At 69.2% G+C, this 17,940-nt stretch carries 14 protein-coding genes and 1 pseudogene; 6 read left to right on the top strand and 9 right to left on the bottom strand.

Annotated features, from left to right (window positions below; all coding sequences use genetic code 11):
- Window positions 1-11 precede the first annotated feature (11 nt).
- From IF64_RS0101325 to IF64_RS0101315, 3 genes are all read right to left on the bottom strand, one after another.
- Entirely contained in the window at window positions 12-944 is a 933-nt protein-coding gene (locus IF64_RS0101325) for a VOC family protein (RefSeq protein WP_030530112.1), read from the bottom strand.
- On the bottom strand, window positions 941-1,468 hold the full coding sequence (locus tag IF64_RS0101320) for an RNA polymerase sigma factor (protein ID WP_030530111.1): 528 nt from the start codon (window positions 1,466-1,468) through the stop codon (window positions 941-943). The genes IF64_RS0101325 and IF64_RS0101320 overlap by 4 nt, the downstream gene beginning before the upstream one ends.
- A gap of 65 nt (window positions 1,469-1,533) precedes the next feature.
- On the bottom strand, window positions 1,534-3,150 hold the full coding sequence (locus IF64_RS0101315; RefSeq protein WP_051757366.1) for an acyltransferase family protein: 1,617 nt from the start codon (window positions 3,148-3,150) through the stop codon (window positions 1,534-1,536).
- A gap of 173 nt (window positions 3,151-3,323) precedes the next feature.
- On the opposite strand from IF64_RS0101315, the gene IF64_RS0101310 reads away from it, so the two are divergent.
- On the top strand, window positions 3,324-4,493 hold the full coding sequence (locus IF64_RS0101310) for a glycosyltransferase family protein (RefSeq protein WP_145600552.1): 1,170 nt from the start codon (window positions 3,324-3,326) through the stop codon (window positions 4,491-4,493).
- 106 nt (window positions 4,494-4,599) lie between these two features.
- On the opposite strand, the gene IF64_RS0101305 is transcribed toward IF64_RS0101310, so the two are convergent.
- The 3 genes from IF64_RS0101305 to IF64_RS0101295 all read right to left on the bottom strand — a co-directional run bounded on the left by IF64_RS0101305 (window position 4,600) and on the right by IF64_RS0101295 (window position 11,056).
- Complete coding sequence (locus IF64_RS0101305; RefSeq protein WP_030530108.1) at window positions 4,600-8,364, bottom strand: FkbM family methyltransferase; 3,765 nt, start codon at window positions 8,362-8,364, stop codon at window positions 4,600-4,602.
- Entirely contained in the window at window positions 8,357-9,634 is a 1,278-nt protein-coding gene (locus IF64_RS0101300; protein WP_036875515.1) for a flagellar basal body-associated FliL family protein, read from the bottom strand. The genes IF64_RS0101305 and IF64_RS0101300 overlap by 8 nt, the downstream gene beginning before the upstream one ends.
- 141 nt (window positions 9,635-9,775) lie before the next feature.
- On the bottom strand, window positions 9,776-11,056 hold the full coding sequence (locus IF64_RS0101295) for an SHOCT domain-containing protein (RefSeq protein WP_145600554.1): 1,281 nt from the start codon (window positions 11,054-11,056) through the stop codon (window positions 9,776-9,778).
- A gap of 127 nt (window positions 11,057-11,183) precedes the next feature.
- Here IF64_RS0101295 and msrA point away from each other — a divergent pair, with 127 nt between their 5' ends.
- The gene (gene msrA / locus IF64_RS0101290; RefSeq protein WP_030530105.1) at window positions 11,184-11,849 is read left to right on the top strand and encodes a peptide-methionine (S)-S-oxide reductase MsrA; all 666 of its coding nucleotides are present in this window, start codon (window positions 11,184-11,186) and stop codon (window positions 11,847-11,849) included.
- 6 nt (window positions 11,850-11,855) lie between these two features.
- On the opposite strand, the gene IF64_RS25085 is transcribed toward msrA, so the two are convergent.
- Window positions 11,856-12,248 (bottom strand): hypothetical protein, encoded by a 393-nt coding sequence (locus tag IF64_RS25085; protein ID WP_036875512.1) that lies wholly within the window; start codon window positions 12,246-12,248, stop codon window positions 11,856-11,858.
- A gap of 30 nt (window positions 12,249-12,278) precedes the next feature.
- On the bottom strand, window positions 12,279-12,746 hold the full coding sequence (locus IF64_RS28175) for a DUF6545 domain-containing protein (RefSeq protein ID WP_425468455.1): 468 nt from the start codon (window positions 12,744-12,746) through the stop codon (window positions 12,279-12,281).
- Between the two features lie 79 nt (window positions 12,747-12,825).
- Here IF64_RS28175 and IF64_RS27830 point away from each other — a divergent pair.
- Both IF64_RS27830 and IF64_RS0101275 read left to right on the top strand, forming a co-directional pair.
- Window positions 12,826-12,930: pseudogene (locus IF64_RS27830) on the top strand (peptide-methionine (S)-S-oxide reductase MsrA); the annotation flags it as partial.
- Window positions 12,931-12,940: 10 nt separating this feature from the next.
- Window positions 12,941-13,435: a DUF5956 family protein gene (locus IF64_RS0101275; RefSeq protein ID WP_030530103.1), complete on the top strand. Its 495-nt coding sequence runs from the start codon at window positions 12,941-12,943 to the stop codon at window positions 13,433-13,435.
- Between the two features lie 205 nt (window positions 13,436-13,640).
- Here IF64_RS0101275 and IF64_RS0101270 read toward each other — a convergent pair whose 3' ends face one another.
- The gene (locus IF64_RS0101270) at window positions 13,641-14,051 is read right to left on the bottom strand and encodes a hypothetical protein (RefSeq protein ID WP_145600556.1); all 411 of its coding nucleotides are present in this window, start codon (window positions 14,049-14,051) and stop codon (window positions 13,641-13,643) included.
- 334 nt (window positions 14,052-14,385) lie between these two features.
- Between IF64_RS0101270 and IF64_RS0101265 the strand changes: the two genes are divergently transcribed.
- Window positions 14,386-16,344: a helix-turn-helix domain-containing protein gene (locus IF64_RS0101265; protein ID WP_030530101.1), complete on the top strand. Its 1,959-nt coding sequence runs from the start codon at window positions 14,386-14,388 to the stop codon at window positions 16,342-16,344.
- A 272-nt stretch (window positions 16,345-16,616) separates the two neighbouring features.
- Window positions 16,617-17,891, top strand: coding sequence for a hydroxymethylglutaryl-CoA reductase, degradative (locus IF64_RS0101260; RefSeq protein ID WP_030530100.1), 1,275 nt, complete (start codon window positions 16,617-16,619; stop codon window positions 17,889-17,891).
- The last annotated feature ends 49 nt before the right edge of the window (window positions 17,892-17,940 follow it).

The raw sequence follows: 17,940 nt of genomic DNA, 5'->3' as shown, positions 1-17,940 counted from the left end.
TCGCACCTACGTCACAGCTGCGCGAGCCAGAATTCGACGCCTTGGTCGTCCACACAGTCGGCGACGCGGCCGTACGGTTCGTCGGTCACCGACCGCACGGTGCCGCCCGCGGTGCGCACGCGTGTGACAGCCGAGTCCAGGTCGTCGACCGCGTACATCAGCTTCCATCCGGCGTAGTCCTGCTCGCCGGCGAGGCCCGCGTCGGGAAGTCCACTGCCGATCACGCCCCACGTTCGGGGACGTCCGCCGCCGGCGAACTGCCAGCCCAACACGGCACCGTAGAAAGCGGTGGCCGCCTCGTCGTCCGGGACGGTGAACGTGAAGTACGCGGCCTCGCCGTGCCGCGGCCGCGGCCGGCCTGCAGACGACCGGTGCGGTGCCTGCTGCACGAGCCACCGTTGTCCGAACGGGTCGCGGATTCGTCCGGTGCGGCCGTGACCGTCGTCGGCGACCTCGCCGAATGCCTCACCGCCGAGTTCCACGGTCCGCGCCACGGCGGTATCGACGTCGGCGACCTCCACGCGGACGGCAGGCCCACCGGAGCTCACCGCGACGTGGTCGATCTCCGGGAACTCCTCGGCCAGCATGAGCACAGAGTCACCGATGGCGACCTCGGCGTGACCCACGCGGCCGTCGTCCATCACGATCGGTTCGCCGCGTCGGGACGCGCCGAACACCGCAACATAGAACTCGATCGCCCGCCGGGCATCCGACACCACCAGGTACGGAGTCAGCGCGTGCGGTTCGGCCGGGGTAGCGCCGCCGGCCTCGGGTGAGTTGCTCATAGTCCCTCCTCCGGACTCTGTGGTGGTGGAACCCTCGCGGGCGACGACGTGCCACAGCCGCTGCCGCAGCGTCGCGGCGAACTCCGGCGGCGGTGCGAGGGGTTCGTAGTCGGTTCGGAGGGCCTCGAATGCATCGGGTGTATCGGATGCGTCGGTCATCGTCCCTCCTCCCCGGTGTGGAGCTGGTACTGCTTGCGGAACGCGGTGCGTGCCCGAACGAGTAGGGCCTCGGTGGCGTGGACGGTGCGTTCCAGGAGCTGAGCCACCTCGGGAACGCTCAACCCGTCCAGGTACCGCAGCGTCAACGCGGCCCGATGGTGCGTGGCCAGTTCGGCGAGGACGTCGCGGGCGACGAGCTTGTCCAACTCGACATCCCAGGGATCGTCGTGTTCACCGTGTGGATCGTGGACCGCGCGCAGCGTGCGTTCCCGTCGTTGTTGTCCACGCCAGTGGTCGGCCAGCTTGTGGCGGGCGATGCCGATCAGCCACCCGACGCTTACCTCAGGCGCGCCCGACTTGCGGCAGGCCGAGACGGCACCGAGGAACGTCTCGGAGGTCAACTCCTCGGCCAACGCCCGGTCGCCGCAGCGCGACAGCAGGTACCCGTACACCTGCGGGAGCGCGTCGTCGTACAGCCCGAGCAGCGCCAACGCCGGATCAGGCTGGATCCGTGGGCTCGTCACATCCCCATCGTCGTTCCGAGGGCTGGGTCTCCGACGGGTGAAGGCCGATTTTCGTCCCGACGGGGTCAGCGCGAGTGCCGTGGTCCCGTGTTCGGCGGGTCGTTACGGGGCGGACGTGGGCGGGCAGGCGGCGGCACGCTCCCGGGCGCGGGGCCTCGCGCAGCGCCGTCAGGATGCGGTGCCCGGCCGGTGTCGGGACGGGCAGCTGGACTGGATTCGGAACGACGTTCGGGACCCGGGCGACGCTGCGGTCGGTTCTCGGGCCGCCGTTCCGGTCGGTTCTCGGGGTGGCGTTCCGGTCGCGGTTCGGCCGGGGTGCGGCGCGGGGGAGGTGCCGGTTGTGACCGCGGCGGCCGGGGTTCGGACCGGAAGGTCGCCCCGGGTGCGTGCCGGGTGTGCTCGGCGTCGACCGTGGGGATGCGGACCGTCGTCTCGGTTTCGGTCTCCACTCCGCTGCCGTCGGGCAGGGCTGGTTCGCCCGAATGCGGTGGTTCGTCGGGGGTCGCGTTTTCGGCCGCCGGCAAGTTCGCCGCCGACAGGTTCGACGGTGGCCCGCCGGTAGCGGACGGACGTCGACCACCGACACGTCGCGAGAGGTTCCGTGCCCACTCGTGGCTCGGGCGTTCGACGCAGCGGTAGCTGATCTCCACCAACGCGGCCGTCACGAGCAACGAGATCGGCAGCGCGATGGCGAACGGCACGGTCGGGCGGAGCAGGCCGAGGGTGACGAAGATGCCGAGGCCATGCAGCAGGTAGATCGAATAGGACCGCTCCGACAGCGCCGTCCAGAAGCGGAACTGGCGCAGTTTCGGTTCGGCGAAGTAGCCCATGAGGAAGAACATCACGGCGATCGACATCGCGAGGTTGTACGAGGTGTCGATCCGTCCGACGTCGATGATGTCGGCGTAGACGTACAGCATCCATGCGAGAGCGCCGAACACACCGCCCGCCCAGAGGGGGATCTTCTTCGCGGTGGTCGCCCAGACGATCTGACCGATGAGCAGGATCGGCAGGTACGAGACGTTGACCGCGAACAGCGACCACGACTCGTTCAGTTCGCTGCGGCTCACGAGCACGACGAACACGAACGTCAGCTCGATGCCGATCGCGAGCCACACGGCACGTCGCAACACCGGCAACAGTGCCAGGAGGATGAGGTAGAACAGGACCTCGATGATCATCGTCCACGCCACGGGCATGAGGACGACCTGCGGATACAGGACGTAGTTCACCAGGGTCCAGTTGGTGAACATCGTCCAGGGAGTCAGCTCCTGCGACTGTCCCGTGGACTGCGGTTCCAGGCCGGCCCACAGGGCCGCCGACGTCAACAGCAGGACGAACAGCAGCGGTGCGTACACGCGGATGAAGCGGTTCACCGCGAACTTGCGGTGGCCCTGGCGGATGGCGATCGGCGTGACGATGAACCCGCTCACCAGGAAGAAGAACGGAACGGCGACCTGGCCGATGCCCTGTGTCGCCATGTGCATGGGTTCGCTGGTGAACGTTTCCACGAACCCGATGACGGGTGCGTCCTCGCCCTTCTCCTGTACCCACGGATGGGCGACGTGGGAGTAGACCACGAGCAACGCGGCGATGGCCCGGCCCATGTCGACGAACGAGATGCGCGTTTTGTCCGTACCTTCGAGTGGCTGAGAACGCCACGATGCGACCAGCGTTCTCACCCCCTCCAGGCACCTCGGTCACGGTCACGAAATGCGCCGACGCTCTTCAGACGGCCGTCACGGACCGTGCGTGTGTTGGTTCACTCCATCGGAGAACCGGGCAAACGGCAGCGTATCGGCAGTTAGCATGGCCGCGGAATCCCTGTCCGACCCGATGATCTGTGGCGTTGCGCATGACCGAAACGACCGCCGGTGACCTGCCGGCGGCCTATGAACCGCTACGCCGTCGGATGTGGCGCAGTCTGCAGCCCGTCCTGCCCGCGCTCGTCGCGTTCTACGCGATCCAGCTCGTGTCGTTCATCGTCGTCGGTCTGGTCGCTCACAGCGCGGGCACGTCGCTGCCCGAGCTGCTGGGTCAGTACGACGTCAACTGGTACGCGGAAATCGCCGAGTACGGCTACCGGCAGGACGTCGAGGTCGATGCGAACGGCAACCCCGTGCCGGTCAGTCTCGCGTTCTTTCCCCTGCTCCCGGCGTTGGCGTCGATTTTCGTCCTCGTCGGAATTCCGGCCCATGCGGGGCTGCTGCTCGTGTCGCTCATCGCGGGTGGAGCGGCCGCGTGGGGTTTGCACGTGTTCGGCACGCGCCTCGGGGGACCGCGCGTCGGTACCCTGATGGCCGTCCTGTGGGCGGTAGCGCCGGGCGCGATCGTGCTGCGGATGGGCTACTCGGAGTCGGTGTTCGTCGCGCTCGCGGTCTGGACGCTCGTGGCCCTCGAACGACGACAATGGCTCGCCGCGGGCGGATTGACGCTGGTGGCAGGCCTGTCTCGCAGTACGGCCGTGGCGCTGGTCGCCGCGGTCGGAATCGCGGCCCTGATCGCGGTCGTCCGCAGAAGGGACGGATGGCGTCCGTGGGTCGCCGCCGCAATCGCACCGCTCGGACTGGCGGCGTTCCTGCTGTACGTCGGCTGGAAGGGCGGTCGTATCGACACGTGGTTCTGGATTCAGAACCACGCCTGGCACATGGGTTTCGACGGCGGTGAGCTCACCTGGGACACGCTGGTGCGGGCGTTCACCGGCGAGGAACCCATGTGGTCGGTGATCCTCGCGGTCGTCGTCGTGGCGAGCGTCGGACTGCTGGTCGCGTCGTGGTTCATCCGCTCGATCCCGCTGCCTGCGCACGTCTACACGGCCGTGATGATGGCGTCGGCGTTGGGGACCGGCGCATTCTGGAACTGCCGTGCCCGCTTCCTGCTGCCCGCGATCACGATCGCCGTGCCTGTCGCGTTCCTCCTCGCACGGGCACCACGGTGGGTCTCGGCGGTCGTGCTGTCGGCCGCCACCGTCGCGGGCGCGTGGTGGGGTGCCTACCTCATGGCGTTCGCCGAGCTGAACCCCTGACCGCCCGCCGCCGAGACGGGCCGGCTGCGGCTCAGCTGCGGGCCGGCGGGTCAGCTGCGGCGGGTCGGCTGGTCGGCTGCGGGTCAGCTGCGGCGGGTCGGCACGGTCACTGAGGGCGGAGCCAGAGCGTGGTGAAGCCGCGCTGGTCGGTGCGCGCGTGGTGGATCAGCGACTCGTCGGGCTCGTCCTCGGCGAGTGTGCCGTCCGGAGCCAGTTCGACGGGCTGGTAGCCCCACTTGCGGTAGGCGGTCAGCACGGCGTGCGGATCGTCGCCGAACTCCTCGATGGCCTCGGGGGAGAACTCGCACAGCACGTCCGGCCGGTCCCGTTCGAGGGTTTCCTGCAACCCGGCCAGAGCCCGGTGGTCCCTGCCCTGCAGATCGGTCTTGACCAGGCTCACGGGCTGGCGCAGCACGTCCGTGTTTCCGTCCAGGCGCACGGCCGGCACCATCAGCCCGGCCATGCCGTCCGGTTCGCGGACCCGATGGTCCCCGCTGTTGCGTTCGTCCGGATGGGCGAGCACCAGGTTGCCGTCGGTGTCCCATGCTGCGGCTTCCAGCACGCTGACCAGCCCCGACCGGTCCTTCGGCAGGTTCACGGCCAAGTTTCGGCGCAGGAACTCGGCGTTCGTCGGATCGGCCTCGACGGCGACGACGTTGGTGACCGTCGACGAGGAGCGCAACAGGCTCAGCGTGTGGTAGCCGACGTGGGCGCCGACGTCGAGGAACGCACCGGGGCGGCGGGCCGCGAGCTGGGTCATCAGCTGTGCCTCGTCCCGTTCCCACGATCGGTGGTGGCGGATCCACGGCAGCATCACGTCGTCGGACGGCAGCAGCAGCACGCCCGCGTCGCAGACGACGACGTCGCCGGACTCCGGGATGGGGGCGTGGACGAGCCGCGCCGCTTCGAGGACCGCTTCGAGGTCACGGCCGAGCCGCTGGATGGCGTGCTCGTCGTTGTCGAACCGCTGGTCGCGGGCCTGGATGAGGTCGTGGACCGTTTCCTGACCGCGCTCGACGTCGCTCGACAGCTTGGCCACCCGGTCGGCGATCTTCCGGACGTCGGCCTTGTTGCTCCGGAACTCCTCGGCGCTCACCCCGCCCGCGCGGCGGAGCTCGTCGACGGACTTGCGCAACGCCTCGGCACGGGTGTCCTGCCTGCGTGCGACCTGTTCGGCCTGGGCGGCTGCGCGCGCGTTCTCCTCGACGGCCCGTTCCAGCGACTCGATCCGCTCGAGTAGTCGCTGCATGGTCGTCTCGGAACCCTCGTGCAGGGCTCCGAGCACCTTGCGCTGGTGCACGTCGTAGTGGTCGAGCAGCCGCAGGACCGCCTTGCGCAGCGCGGGCGCGATCGGCGTACGCGAAGCCGCACCCGGCTCGGGCCGCCAGCGCAGCGCTTCACGTGCGGTGCGCATCGGGGTCAGCGGGTGTTCCGGCGGCGGACCGGCGTCCTGAGCTGCGCGGCGGCGTTCGAGCCACGTGCGGTGCGCGCGTTCCAGTTCGGTGCGCAGCCACGTCGATGCCGCGTCCATCGACCGGGTCCGCAGGATGTGTTCCCGTGCGGCACGTCCGCGACGCGCCGCCTCGGCGGGGACGTCGGCGATCTGGCGCATCGCGTCGGCCGCGGCGTCGACGTCGGGTTCGGCCCACAGCGCGTCCGGGTGGTAGGGCTCGCAACCCTCACCGACGGGGACGAGCCGGTAGGGGATCGGCCACCCCGTGTTCGCGTCGAGGAACTCGGTGGTGCTCGAGTAGGCCGTGCTGATCACCGGCATGCCGCGCGCCATCGCCTCGGCGACGGTCAGGCCGAATCCCTCGCTGCGATGCAGGGACACGTAGCAGTCCGCCGTCGCATACAGCTCGGCCAGCTCGGCGGCGCTGAGATAGCCCTCGATCAGTTCGATACGCGCGTCGTCGGCGACCATCGTGCGCAGCCGTTCGGCGGCCTGCGGATGCAGGTGGCCGTTGATGGTTTTCAGTACGAGCCGCACGTCGGTCCGGCCGTCGAACGCCAGCCGGAACGCCTCGACCGCGCCCCACGGATTCTTGCGCTGTCCGACGCTGTTGAAGTCGAACGCGAACAGGAAGCGGGTCGGATCGCCGGCCTTGCGGGTGCGCGCGGTGTAGCCGGGGTCGCGAACCGGGACGGGAATCGTCTTCACCGGCACGGGCGAGTGGGCGGCGAACGCGTCGCGGCAGAAGTCGCTGACGGTCCACACCTCGTCGACCATCCCGAACGCCTCGTGCTGCCACTCGGGGAAGTCCTCGAGCTCCCACGCCCACAGGCCGATGCGGTACCGGTCGTGCATCACGTCCGGGTGCGTCGACACGGCCAGGCGGGTCTGGTCGGCGTTGACCGCGATGACGCTCACCGGGAAACGCGGGTCGCCGGCGGTCTCGGGACGTTCGACGCCCGTGCGGTTCGACACCGCCCTTTCCTCGACCACGGACGCCACCTCGATGTCGGCGGCGACCATCGCGTCGTGGATCACGCGGCCCATCTCGCCGAGCCCCAGTTCGGCCGTGAGATAGCCGAGCAAGTTGACGCCGAAGTCCTCGGACGGCTCGCTCGGTTGCGGCCGCTGCTCGGGCAGCGCCCACTCGGGCAGGACCTTCTCCGACACCCCGGACGTGCGGCACCACTCGCGGAAACCGTCCGCGTCGGAGCCGGTCGGGTGCGGAAACGCCAACTGCAGGTCCGTCCGCGTCCGCCACACCGACATCGCCAGGCGGTTCAGCCCGGCTGCCGCCTGCGCGTGGTCGGCAGGAGCCGACAACCATGCCCGCAGCGCCTCGCCGCCGTCCTCGCCGTAGGCGTGCGGGGGCATCGGTTCGGTGCGTCCGGAGCTGTCCGGATTTTCGGCCGCGATCCAGCCGTCGCGGAACAGGCGCCGGCAACCGGAAGGCAGCGGGGTGCCGTCCCCGAAGGTCGCGAATCCGTACGGGACCGCGTCGAGCGTCTCGGCGTAGCCGGACGCCTTGAGTGCCGCGCCGTAGGCGTCGCACAGTTCGCGGAGTTCGGGGTTGTCCGACAGCAGTACGCGCGGATTACGGGCGCAGTGGAACGTCAGCAGCCACGGCTTCTCGGGCCGGTAGCCGGAGAAGTGGAAGAACCGCACGGGACGGCCACCCGCGGTGATCGCGCCGGTCTCGTCCCTGTCGACGGGGCGTTCGTGCAGGTTCCAGTACGCGACGTTGAACCCGGGGTCGGTCAGTACGACGTGCCGGAACAGCGCGGGCACCTGGTCGACCCAGCGCTGGTCGGTGAACAGCTGCTCCTCGGGCGCGACGATCGCGTCCTGCCTGAGCCGGCCTGCCCAGAACTCGAGGAACTCCTCGGAGCCGGGACCGACGCCCACGAAACCGAGGTTGAAGATGCCGGTGCCCATGATCACCGCGTCGTCGGGCTCCTTGCCGTCGCGCGGCAGCGGAGCCGTGAAGTGCGGGGTGAGCACGATGCTGTGTTCGAGGGCCAACTCGGCGACCTCGGGCATCGGCGCGAACACCTGGATGTCCGGGTCGAGGTAGATGACGACCGACGAGCTCGAGCGCAGGCTGCGCAGCAGGTACGGCTTGACCGCCGTGGCCAGTTCGGTGACCGAGTAGGCCGTGGCCATCCGCAGGTACGTCTCCGGGTCGATGCCGAACGCCGAAGGGCCGACGATGCGCATCCCGTCGACGACGGTCTCGGCCTCGGCACCTCCGTCGGAGACGCGGTCGCTGTCGATGACGCCGACGACGAACTGGTGCCCCGGGTGGTGTTTGAGGTACGACGCGGCGAGCACACGTGCCGCGGGCAGATAGTTGCGGGCGACGATCGTGCACGCGGTGACCACGGTCAGGTCACCGCTGGCCTGCGTCGGCTCACTCATCGGCAGGCAGGTTCTCGAGCTGGGTCTTCAGCGCGCCCTCGAACTTGTCGCGGACGTCGTCCAGCTTGCCCTCCTGGGACACGCCCTCGACCCGGACGAGCACGTCGCCGGACAGGTAATGCGCCCGCATGGTCGCAGGCTGGTCCTTCTTCTTCTCGACCTCGGTCACCTGCACCGAACTCGGCACGCCGTTGACGGACGTCGACTTCTGGCCGTTCTTGAGCTGGATGTCGCGCAGCTCGCCGACCGCGCGGGAGGCGGCCTTCTGGTCGGCCACCTTGATCATCAGGACGAGCGTGGTGTTGTCGTCGCCGTGGCCGTACACGCCGTACTTGGCCTCGCCGGGCGCGGCGCCCTGGTAGGCCTTCAGCTCGTCGTCGTTGAGCAGGTTGATGTCGGGGATCTTGTCCCAGGAGTCCAGCTCGGTGCCGCTTTCCTGCGTACCTTCCTGGCCTTCGAGCGGCATGTCCTCCTCGGGTGCCGGCTCGGCGCTCTGCCCGCCGTCACCACCGTTGCCGCCGCCCTGCTGCTGGGTGTTGCCCTTGTCGTCGGCCTGCGGCTGGTCGTCGGACCCGAACAGGAAGAACGCGCCGGTCGCGATCCCGGCCAACAGGACGACCGCGGCCACGATCGCGATGATCTTGCCCTTGCCGCCCTTGGATTCGCTGTCGAAGGCGTCGTCGGGGCCCTGGCCCCATTCGGCCGCGTTGCCCGGCGAGACGGGCGGGAACTCGCCGCCCCACGGCGGGCTCTGGTCGGCTTCGGGGGCGTTCCACGGCTGCTGAGGCTGGGCGAAGCCGGCTGCGGGGGAGGCGTGGGGCTGCTGGAATCCGCCCGCGGGGGAGGCATGTGGCTGCTGGTACGGCGGCTGCGGCGCGACCGGCTGCACCGCCTGCGTGGCTTCCGCGTCGGCGGGCTGCACGGCCTGCGTGCGTTCGGGGTCGTTTGCCTGACCACCCTGCGGCTGCTGCGCCGGCTGGCCGGGCGGCGGGGTCACCGGGGCGATGACCTGCGTGGAGTTGGCGTCGCCGCCCTGGTTCGGCTGCTGCGGTGCGGGCGGTTGCTGCTGGGGCTGCTGGCCGGGCTGCTGCGCGGCGCCCTGCTGGGGCTGTTGCTGGGCCTGCTGGGGCTGTTGCTGGGAGCCGGCGTCGTCGCCGTGTGTGACGGCCGACGACAGCACCTGGTCGCGGCGGACGCGGTAGTCGTCCGCGGAGAGTCTGCCCGCAGCAAGCTCCTCGTCCAGCTTGCGCAACTCTTCCTGCCAGGACACCGTGCGACCCCCTGCTCGATCAGCGCCGCCGAGTGCCGGCGGCCGCTCCTGCGTGTGTTCGAACCCTGCTCATTCTGCACGGTGTGCAGGCTGTGAGGTGGTGTGGGTCATTTTGTGACCTCGCCGATTCTCGCCGGTCATCTAGTTGGCGGGCAGCACGTCGTCGAGCGAGAGCAGGGTCTTCTCGAGGCGTTCCGACAGCTCCGATTCGTTGCCGTTCTTCGGCTGGGACACGCCGATGCCGACGGTCGCATTTCCGGACGAGTACCAGACGATGCTCACGCGGCCTGCTTCTTGTTCGCCGGTGAAGGCGATGAACCGGGGGTCGTCGAGCAGCCGGTCATTGGAGAACCCCTCCTTGACCAGCGACGTGTTGAGTGCCTCGCCGAGGGCTCCCGCCTTCTGGGGGCTGGTGGTGCGGGCGACGACCAGGCTGTAGCCGTCGGTGCCGTCCGCGGATGCGCGGTAGATGAGGTCGGAGACGCCGAACCGGCGCATGGAGTCGGCGTCGTTCGACGTGATGAAACCGAGGTCGAGTCCGCGGCTTACGGACATCGTCGAGTCGTCCGGGCTCGGCGTGCCGGGCAGGGCAGGTAGGCGTTCCTCGAGGGTCGAGTCGTCGGTGTCGGTGCCGCCCAAGCCGCCTTCGGGGCCATTGGTCACTGTTTCGGACGGTGCCGGATCGGCCGACGAGTCACCACCCTGGCCGAGCCACCACGCACCCCCGATGACGGCGCCGAGCGCGACGAGTACGGCGAGAGCCACGGCCAGCCAGGTTCCCTTGCGGCCGCGTTTCGGAGGAGGCGAGAAATCGGGGTAGTCCGCGCTCTGCTGGTCGTTCGGCTGCTCGAAGCCCTGCTGCGGGGCGGAGGGGGCGAACGTCGGGGTCTGCGCGGCGCCGGGACGACCCGCCGACGCGGGCGTCTGGGGGACGAAAAGCGGCGCAGGCTGGCGAGGCGCGGTCGACGGGGCGTAGCTGAGCGGTGTCGCGGCCGGTTTGGTGGACGGCGGGGCAGGCTGCGGCGGGGTGGACTGCGGCGCGGATGGGGACTGGTGTCCGGAAGGCGACACGGACGGGGACGGCGACTGCGACTGCGACTGCGGAGCCGACGAGTCGTTGCCCTCGGACAGTTGGGCGGCGGCGGCCGGGTTCGCGGCCTCCCACCTGGGGCCGTTGTCGGCGGAGACTTCGCCCGTCGGTCTTTTGTCCCCGGAGCCAGCGTCCTTGCTGCTGTCCTTGCTGCTGTCCTTGGTGGTGGAGTAGTCCCTCGAACCGGTGTCCGTGGAGGTGGCCTCCTCACCGGAGCCGTCACCGGAGGCTTCGGCGAGGATCTCGTCACGTCGGCGGGTGTGCTGGTCCCGGGTGATGACACCGGCCGCGAGCTGGGCGTCGAGACGTCTCAACTCTTCCTGCCATGACATGTGCGGACTCCCTGCGAAGCTCGTACGGCCGTGACACGCGGAGGTCACGGTTACGCATGCACAGTACTGGGCCGCCGGGTCGCGCTCTCACCAGTTCGAAGGACATTGTGTCGCCTACCATTGACGTATGTCGCTTTTCGGTCGAGACAAGACGCGCTTCGTGTCCGCCGAGGAGGCCCTGCCGGGCCGCCCCGACCCACTCGTGACGCCTGAACTGCACGCCGTCCACCCGGACCGCCGTATCAAACCGCCGTTTCCCGAGGGCATGCGAACGGCGGTGTTCGGGCTGGGCTGTTTCTGGGGTGCCGAGCGACTGTTCTGGATGACCGACGGCGTGTATTCGACCGCCGTCGGATACGCGGGCGGGCACACGCCCAACCCGACGTACGAAGAGGTGTGCACGGGACTGACCGGCCACACCGAGGCGGTGCTCGTGGTCTACGACCCGGCGCGGGTCAGCTACGAGCAGCTGCTCAAGGTCTTCTGGGAAGGTCACGACCCGACGCAGGGCATGCGCCAGGGCAACGACGTCGGCACGCAGTACCGTTCGGCGATCTACTACGACGGTGAGCAGCAGAAGGCCGAGGCGGAGGCGTCGCGGGAGTCGTTCCAGCAGGCGTTGCGCGCGGCCGGCCACGGCGAGATCACGACGGAACTCGCCCCGCTCGGCACGTTCTACTACGCCGAGGACTACCACCAGCAGTATCTTTCGGACAATAAAAACCCCAATGGCTACTGCGGGCTGGGTGGCACCGGGGTGTCGTGTCCGGTGGGGTTGGGTGTGGAGAAGTAGGCAGGTTTATCCGCTGATGACGGCGTTGATCGCTCCGTATACGAGTGCGTTGACGATGATGTAGACGAGAATGCCGACGCCGATGCCGGCCATGGGCGCGTAGTCGGAGCGGCTGCTGAAGGCGAAGCCGGTGAGTGCGCAGGCGATGGCGAGGACCAGGGCGATCCAGGGCAGCCAGAACGCGAGTTGCTGGCCGGGTGCTTCGCAGATCCAGCCGGTGGTTCCTCCTGTACAGGCGTCGCTGGACATGGTGAAGGCGAAGCTGAGTGCGTACGACACGACGAGGCCGACCACGACCAGCACGCCGAACAGTAGGCATGACCCGAGATGGTGGGCGCCTTTGTCCTGACTGTCGCCGGAGTCCGGCGACGGGTTCGTTTGGGCGCTCTTGTCGGTCATTGTGGTTGCCCCCTGACGGCCATGCTGTGCTCACTGCATGGTGGCTGGTTGGAGTGGAGTCGGCTGATTACTGGCGTGGTTGGCCCATCTCGGGTGGCAGGAATGCGACTTCGGCGGCCAGGTCTCGGAGTCAGTCGAGGTCGTCGAGGTGCGCTGAGGTGCCACCGTGTGTCGGGGCGGAGCGGAGGGGGTGTGGTCGTACCAGAGCTGCAGGCTGATCGCGAGGATCGCGGCTTCGCGGGCTGCGTCATCGCCTGCGTGGGTCACTGCGGCTGGTGGTTCCAGTCGGTATCCGTCGAGGACACGGAGTGCGTCGCGGATCTCCATCAGTCGTCGTTCGAAGCGATCGTTTGCCTCGGCGCGCATCACGGTGACGGTGTGGCGCGCTGCGATGACGGGTAGCAGGAAGTTCCACAGCGGCCGAAGCGCACGGTGATCTCGGCGTTGTCGCAGCCAGCGCGCCGGCCGGTTCCGGCTGCGGTCGGGGTCAGAGCCCATTTCCACAGTCTGCCTGGCCGCCAGCGGGTCGAGCTTCGATGACCTACCATCTGGCACCGGCTGTGAGGCAGGTGAATGTGCCTACGACTACCACCAGCAGTACCTCTACAAGGTGCCGAACGGCTACTGCGGACTGGGCGAGACCGGGGTGTCCTGCCCGATCGGGCTCGGCGTCGGCGAGTAGTCGCGTCGTCGTGACCGGCGGCTGGGGTGATTACGCGCTGGTCGAGGTGGCGGACGCGCGTGCGGTGGCGGCGGGTCCTGGCCCGGTCACGCTCCAGCACGACGGGCGTGAGTATCTGCGGGTTGGCGACACCGGCTGGTACATGACCGTGTGTTGGTGTGCAGGTCCCGGCCATGTGGTGCGGGTGTGGGACGAACCGCAGTGGCACACCGTGCGCACTCGGGTGTGGCGTGGCGACGCGGTCGGCAGTGGGCGGGCGTGGCGTACCGAGGCCGATCAGGATCTGATAGACGACGGCGTGAACGGTTTCCTCGCCGAGGCGGGCCTTCCGCCTCGGCCGCGTGGATATGTCTGGTTCCTTGCTGCGCCCCAGACCGGTTCGTGGACGAGCCTGTGGCGCCTGATCGCGGAGAACGAACGAGCGATTCCGTCTCGTGCCCCTACCGCCGGTGAGGCGGCTGCGGCCATCGACTCGGCCGTACGCCGGCTGTACACCGTGGGCTGAGCTGCGCTCGAGCGGTCACCAACCCTGGGCATGCGGTGGCGCTGCCGATGCCCTCGCCGCCGCCGTCAACGGTCGGGCTGGGCGTCGGCGAGTAGTCGGGTAAGGGCGTTTCCTCTGTTCCGCGGGTTCGGTCACGAGATGCGGTCGATTGCTACCGGCACCCGCCACCGGCGTCGCAGTGTGTGGACGCTTCGTTGTTGTTCCGTCACCTGCTGACGAGATCGTTGATCAGGGCGATCACCGCGACAATGAGACTGAGGCCCGCGAAGGCCATCATCACCCAGTCGTAGCTGGGCCGCTTCGCCGCCGTGTTGCCTGCCGCCTTCTGACCGCGTTCGGGCTGGCGTTCCGGCCTGGCTCTCGCGAAGTCGTCGCGTGGCCACATGAAGGTCGGCAGCCCGAGGAAACCGTCGCCGCGCACCAACGTGGGGAGCCCGCGCTTGTAGCCGACGTGATAGGTGCATGTGCCGAGTACTCCGCGCACGAGCCATTTGCACGGCCGGTGATCCTGAGTCTCCACACGACACCGGTTCAGCCGCACAACGGCCAGGTAGAAGGCGAGCGCTCCGAGACAGAGCACCATCTCCGGCCACAACTTCTGCGTTGCGAGTAGCACCGAGATGAGCGTGAGCGTGAGACCCCACGCGCGGAACGGCGTCGCTTAGAACCTGGCCCGTCGGCGTTGCCGTGTTCTCCCCATGTCGTGACCCCCTCGGCCAAGGATGGAGCCCTGCGCCGACGGGCGGCGACCGCTGGTGGAGGGATCAGGTGTAGTCATTCGTGCGCGGAGAGCTAAGGCGTCGACGCTGGTTGGGACTGCTCGAAACGTCGGGGAAAACGGGGACGGATGTGGGCGACCGGCGATGTCGCTCGCGCCTATGACGTATCGCGTGAGCGCGTAGGCGGCGGATGTCTCGACTCGCCTGCGGGCGGAGGGCATGCTCGGGCGCATGGTGGCGCGTGAGACGGAGTCGGACTCGCGGTTGACGGTGCCCGGGGTGTTGACACTCCTGGACGCGGTCGTCGCAGAGTCCGATGATCCGGATGTTTCGGCTTTCCTGGGTGCGGAGCTGTCTGCCGAGGAGAGGGCCGTACTGGAGGGTCGTGTCCGCGACGTACGTGCTTCGCTGGCCCGGTGGCGCCGCCGGGGTCAGGAGCTGTCGGCCCTGTTCTCGAGTGCTCACGAGCTCGCCGAGCTGCGCGACACCGACGCGCTCCTGGATCGTCTGGTGGAGCGGGCTCACGACCTGTTGGGCACCGACGTCACGTATCTGTCGGAGTTCGACGAGGGCAGGGACGAGTTGCTCGTCCGTTCGACGTCGGGCGCGATCGACCCGTTGTTCCGAGGTCTCCGCGTTCCGCCGGGAATGGGGTTGGCCAGCAGGGTCGTCCACACCCGAAGTCCGCAATGGACGTCGACCTATCTGCAGAACGACGAGATCCCGCACGAGCCGGGGATCGACGCGGCCGTCCGGGCGGAGGGACTCGTCTCGTTGTTGGGCGTGCCGATGATCGCGGGCGACCGAGTTCTCGGCGTGCTGTTCGCGGCGAACCGCAGTGGACACAACTTCGCGCCCGACGAGGTGGCTCTGCTGAGCGCCTTCGCCAATCACGCCGCCGTCGTGCTGCAGACGACGTCCCTGCTGGAACAGGCGAGACTCGCGGCCGACGAGGCGGATCGCGCCAGGGCGGTGCTGGCGGAGAACGTCACCGCGATGGAACGGGCCAGCGCCGTGCACGAGGACCTGACCGCGGTCGTCCTGAAAGGCGGCAGCGCCGAGGGGCTGGCGGACACGCTGAGCGAGGCACTCAACAGGTCGGTGGCCATCCTCGACCGTGATTACCTCCCCGTGGCGCAGGCAGGTTGCGAGGCCGATCCGTTCCGTACGGGCGGAGAGGACCTGTCCGCCCGGGTACGGCAGGCCATCGAGGGGAGCAGGCCGTCGGGTCGGTGCGTGTTCGTCGACGGTGCCGCTGCGGATCCGGAGGTGGTCGTCGCGGTGGTGGCCGGTGACGTCTTCCTGGGTGCCGTGCTCGTCGGGCACGGCGAGTTGGATCTCGGGGCGGTCGAACAGCGGACCATCGAACGCACGGCCCAGATCGCGGCACTCGTTGCGGTGCAGCAGGACGCGGTGGCCGAGGTCGAGGACCGCGTCCGGGGAGAACTCGTGGCCGACATCCTGCGCGGAGACGCTCTGCAGTGGCGCGAGCTCGCCCGGCGCGCGCGAGCACGGGACGTCCGTCTCGACGACCTGCGCTCGGTCGTCGTCGTGGCGGTGCCAGCCGAGTCCCGGCGCGCGGTGGCCGTGGCGGTGCGGAGGGCCTGTGCCGGTGCTCTCGCCGGCGAGCGGGACGGGGTGCTCGCGGTCCTGTCGCCGGGATCGGATCCGCACGACGTCGCACGCGAGGTATGGACCGCGGCCCGCCGAGCGGCGGACGCGCCGGTGCTGGCCGTCGCGGGCCCGGTCGCGGAGTCGCCGACCGAACTGGGTGATGCGTTCGAGACGGCGCGCCGTTGCGCACATCTGTTGCAGAACCAGGACGTTCCGGACGGTGCCGTGGACGCGCAGGCGTACGAGCCGTATCTGGCTGTGTTCGGATCGGGGTCGCGGGATCTGTCGCGGTTCATCGACGCGGTCATCGGCCCTGTCCTGCGGTGGGACAGTGAGCGCGGTACCGACCTGTTCGCCACGCTCTCGGCGTTCGCCGACTCCCATGCCAGCCCGACCCGCACGGCACGCGCGCTCCACGTGCACATCAACACCGTCACCCAGCGACTCGACCGCATCACCGCGCTGTTGGGAGACGACTGGCGTGAACCCGAACCGTTGTTCCGGATATCGCTGGCGACGCGGATGCACGCGCTCCTCGCCCGTGACGCGGCTGGTCGGTCCGTGGGCGTCCGGTGAACGCACGCGGCCGCGAGGCGTGTCCTGCGCGTCGTGACGGGTCGGAGGCGTGGCCGGGCCGGTGTCGTGGTGGGCCGAGCGAGGTGGGCGAAACACACGTCGTCGCCGTAGCGAATATGGGTTCTCTGCCCGTATGGATGCCGCACCTCGCGGCTTAGCCTTCCTGATCAACCGGTACCGGCAGCGCGGCCGACCTCTCCGTCCCGCCTGCCTCCGGGGTGAACCGGTCGTCGTGAGTACGCGGCGACGCAACTGCGGCGTGGGAGGTCCGAGTGTCCGTGAACAGCAGGTTGCCCGGTTTTCGAGACGAGTCGCCGTCCGCGCGGCGGGCTCTGCTCGCCGAACGGTCCGGTCGCACCCTGGACGAGTTCCGTGCACTCGATCCGTTCGAAGGGCTCACCGCCGAACAGGCCGACCACATGATCGAGAACGTCGTGGGGGTACTCGGCGTGCCGCTCGGTGTCGCCACCAACTTCACGGTCAACGGCGACGACGTCCTGGTCCCCATGGCCACCGAGGAACCGTCGGTGGTGGCCGCCGCCAGTAACGCCGCCCGGATCGCGCGGGTCCGCGGCGGGTTCCGCACCTCGAGTTCGCGGCCGGTCATTCAGGCGCAGGTCCAGATCCTCGACGTCGCCGACCCCGAAGGTGCCCGGCTGCGTCTGCTCGACGCGCGGGACGAGCTGATGCGGACGGCCGACGAGCAGGACCCGCAGCTCGTCGAGCTCGGCGGCGGGGTCCGAGACCTTTCCGTCCGAGTGGTCGAGTCCAGGGCCGGCCGATACGTGGTGCTCCACCTGCTGGTGGACGTCCGGGATGCGATGGGTGCGAACGCCGTCAACTCGATGGCCGAAGCCGTCGCCGTGCGGGTCGGGGAGATCGCTCGTGGTCGCGTACTGCTGCGGATCCTCACCAACAAGGCCGACACGCGCCTGGCCCGTGCGAGCGCCGTGTTCGATGCCGAGACGCTCGGAGGGGCGGACGTCGTGCGCGACATCGTGCACGCGGGCGCACTCGCCGAGGCAGATCCGTACCGGGCCGCGACCCACAACAAGGGCATCATGAACGGGATCACGGCCGTCGTACTCGCCACGGGCAACGACACTCGTGCCGTCGAGGCAGGGGCGCATTCACACGCTGTCGGCGCGGACGGTCGCTACACCTCGCTCTCGCGCTTCGAAACCGACACCGACGGCAATCTGGTCGGCACGCTCGAACTGCCGATGCCGGTCGGGCTGGTCGGTGGCGCGACCAAGGTTCACCCCGCCGCTCGGTCGGCGGTCAGCCTCCTCGGCGCCGGCACGGCGCAACAACTGGCCGAGGTGATCACGGCGGTCGGCCTGGCACAGAATCTCGCCGCCTTGCGCGCGTTGGCCACCGAGGGCATCCAGCGCGGGCACATGGCGTTGCACGCGCGCAACGTGGCGGTCGCCGCGGGAGCCACGACGGACGAGCTTCCCCACGTCGTGTCCCGGCTCGTCGCCGACCGGGCCGTCCGTGCCGATCACGCCGACCAGGTCCTCGCCGAACTCAGGTCCGGGCAGTGAACGGTCTCGAGCGGCGGCGCCCGCACAGTCCACCTGCGACACGGGAGTG

This window comes from Prauserella rugosa (genome assembly GCF_000719975.1).
Lineage (GTDB): Bacteria > Actinomycetota > Actinomycetes > Mycobacteriales > Pseudonocardiaceae > Prauserella > Prauserella rugosa.
Note: the sequence above shows the minus strand (reverse complement) of the source record. Positions and strands in the feature narration are given on the sequence as shown.

Excerpts from the sequence above, each read along its gene's own strand:
- IF64_RS0101295 (WP_145600554.1), bottom strand. The coding sequence starts at position 11,056 with ATGTCATGGCAGGAAGAGTTGAGACGTCTCGACGCCCAGCTCGCGGCC.
- IF64_RS28175 (WP_425468455.1), bottom strand. The coding sequence starts at position 12,746 with ATGGGCTCTGACCCCGACCGCAGCCGGAACCGGCCGGCGCGCTGGCTG.
- IF64_RS0101310 (WP_145600552.1), top strand. The coding sequence starts at position 3,324 with ATGACCGAAACGACCGCCGGTGACCTGCCGGCGGCCTATGAACCGCTA.
- IF64_RS0101305 (WP_030530108.1), bottom strand. The coding sequence starts at position 8,364 with ATGAGTGAGCCGACGCAGGCCAGCGGTGACCTGACCGTGGTCACCGCG.
- IF64_RS0101265 (WP_030530101.1), top strand. The coding sequence starts at position 14,386 with ATGGTGGCGCGTGAGACGGAGTCGGACTCGCGGTTGACGGTGCCCGGG.
- IF64_RS0101325 (WP_030530112.1), bottom strand. The coding sequence starts at position 944 with ATGACCGACGCATCCGATACACCCGATGCATTCGAGGCCCTCCGAACC.
- IF64_RS25085 (WP_036875512.1), bottom strand. The coding sequence starts at position 12,248 with ATGACCGACAAGAGCGCCCAAACGAACCCGTCGCCGGACTCCGGCGAC.
- msrA (WP_030530105.1), top strand. The coding sequence starts at position 11,184 with ATGTCGCTTTTCGGTCGAGACAAGACGCGCTTCGTGTCCGCCGAGGAG.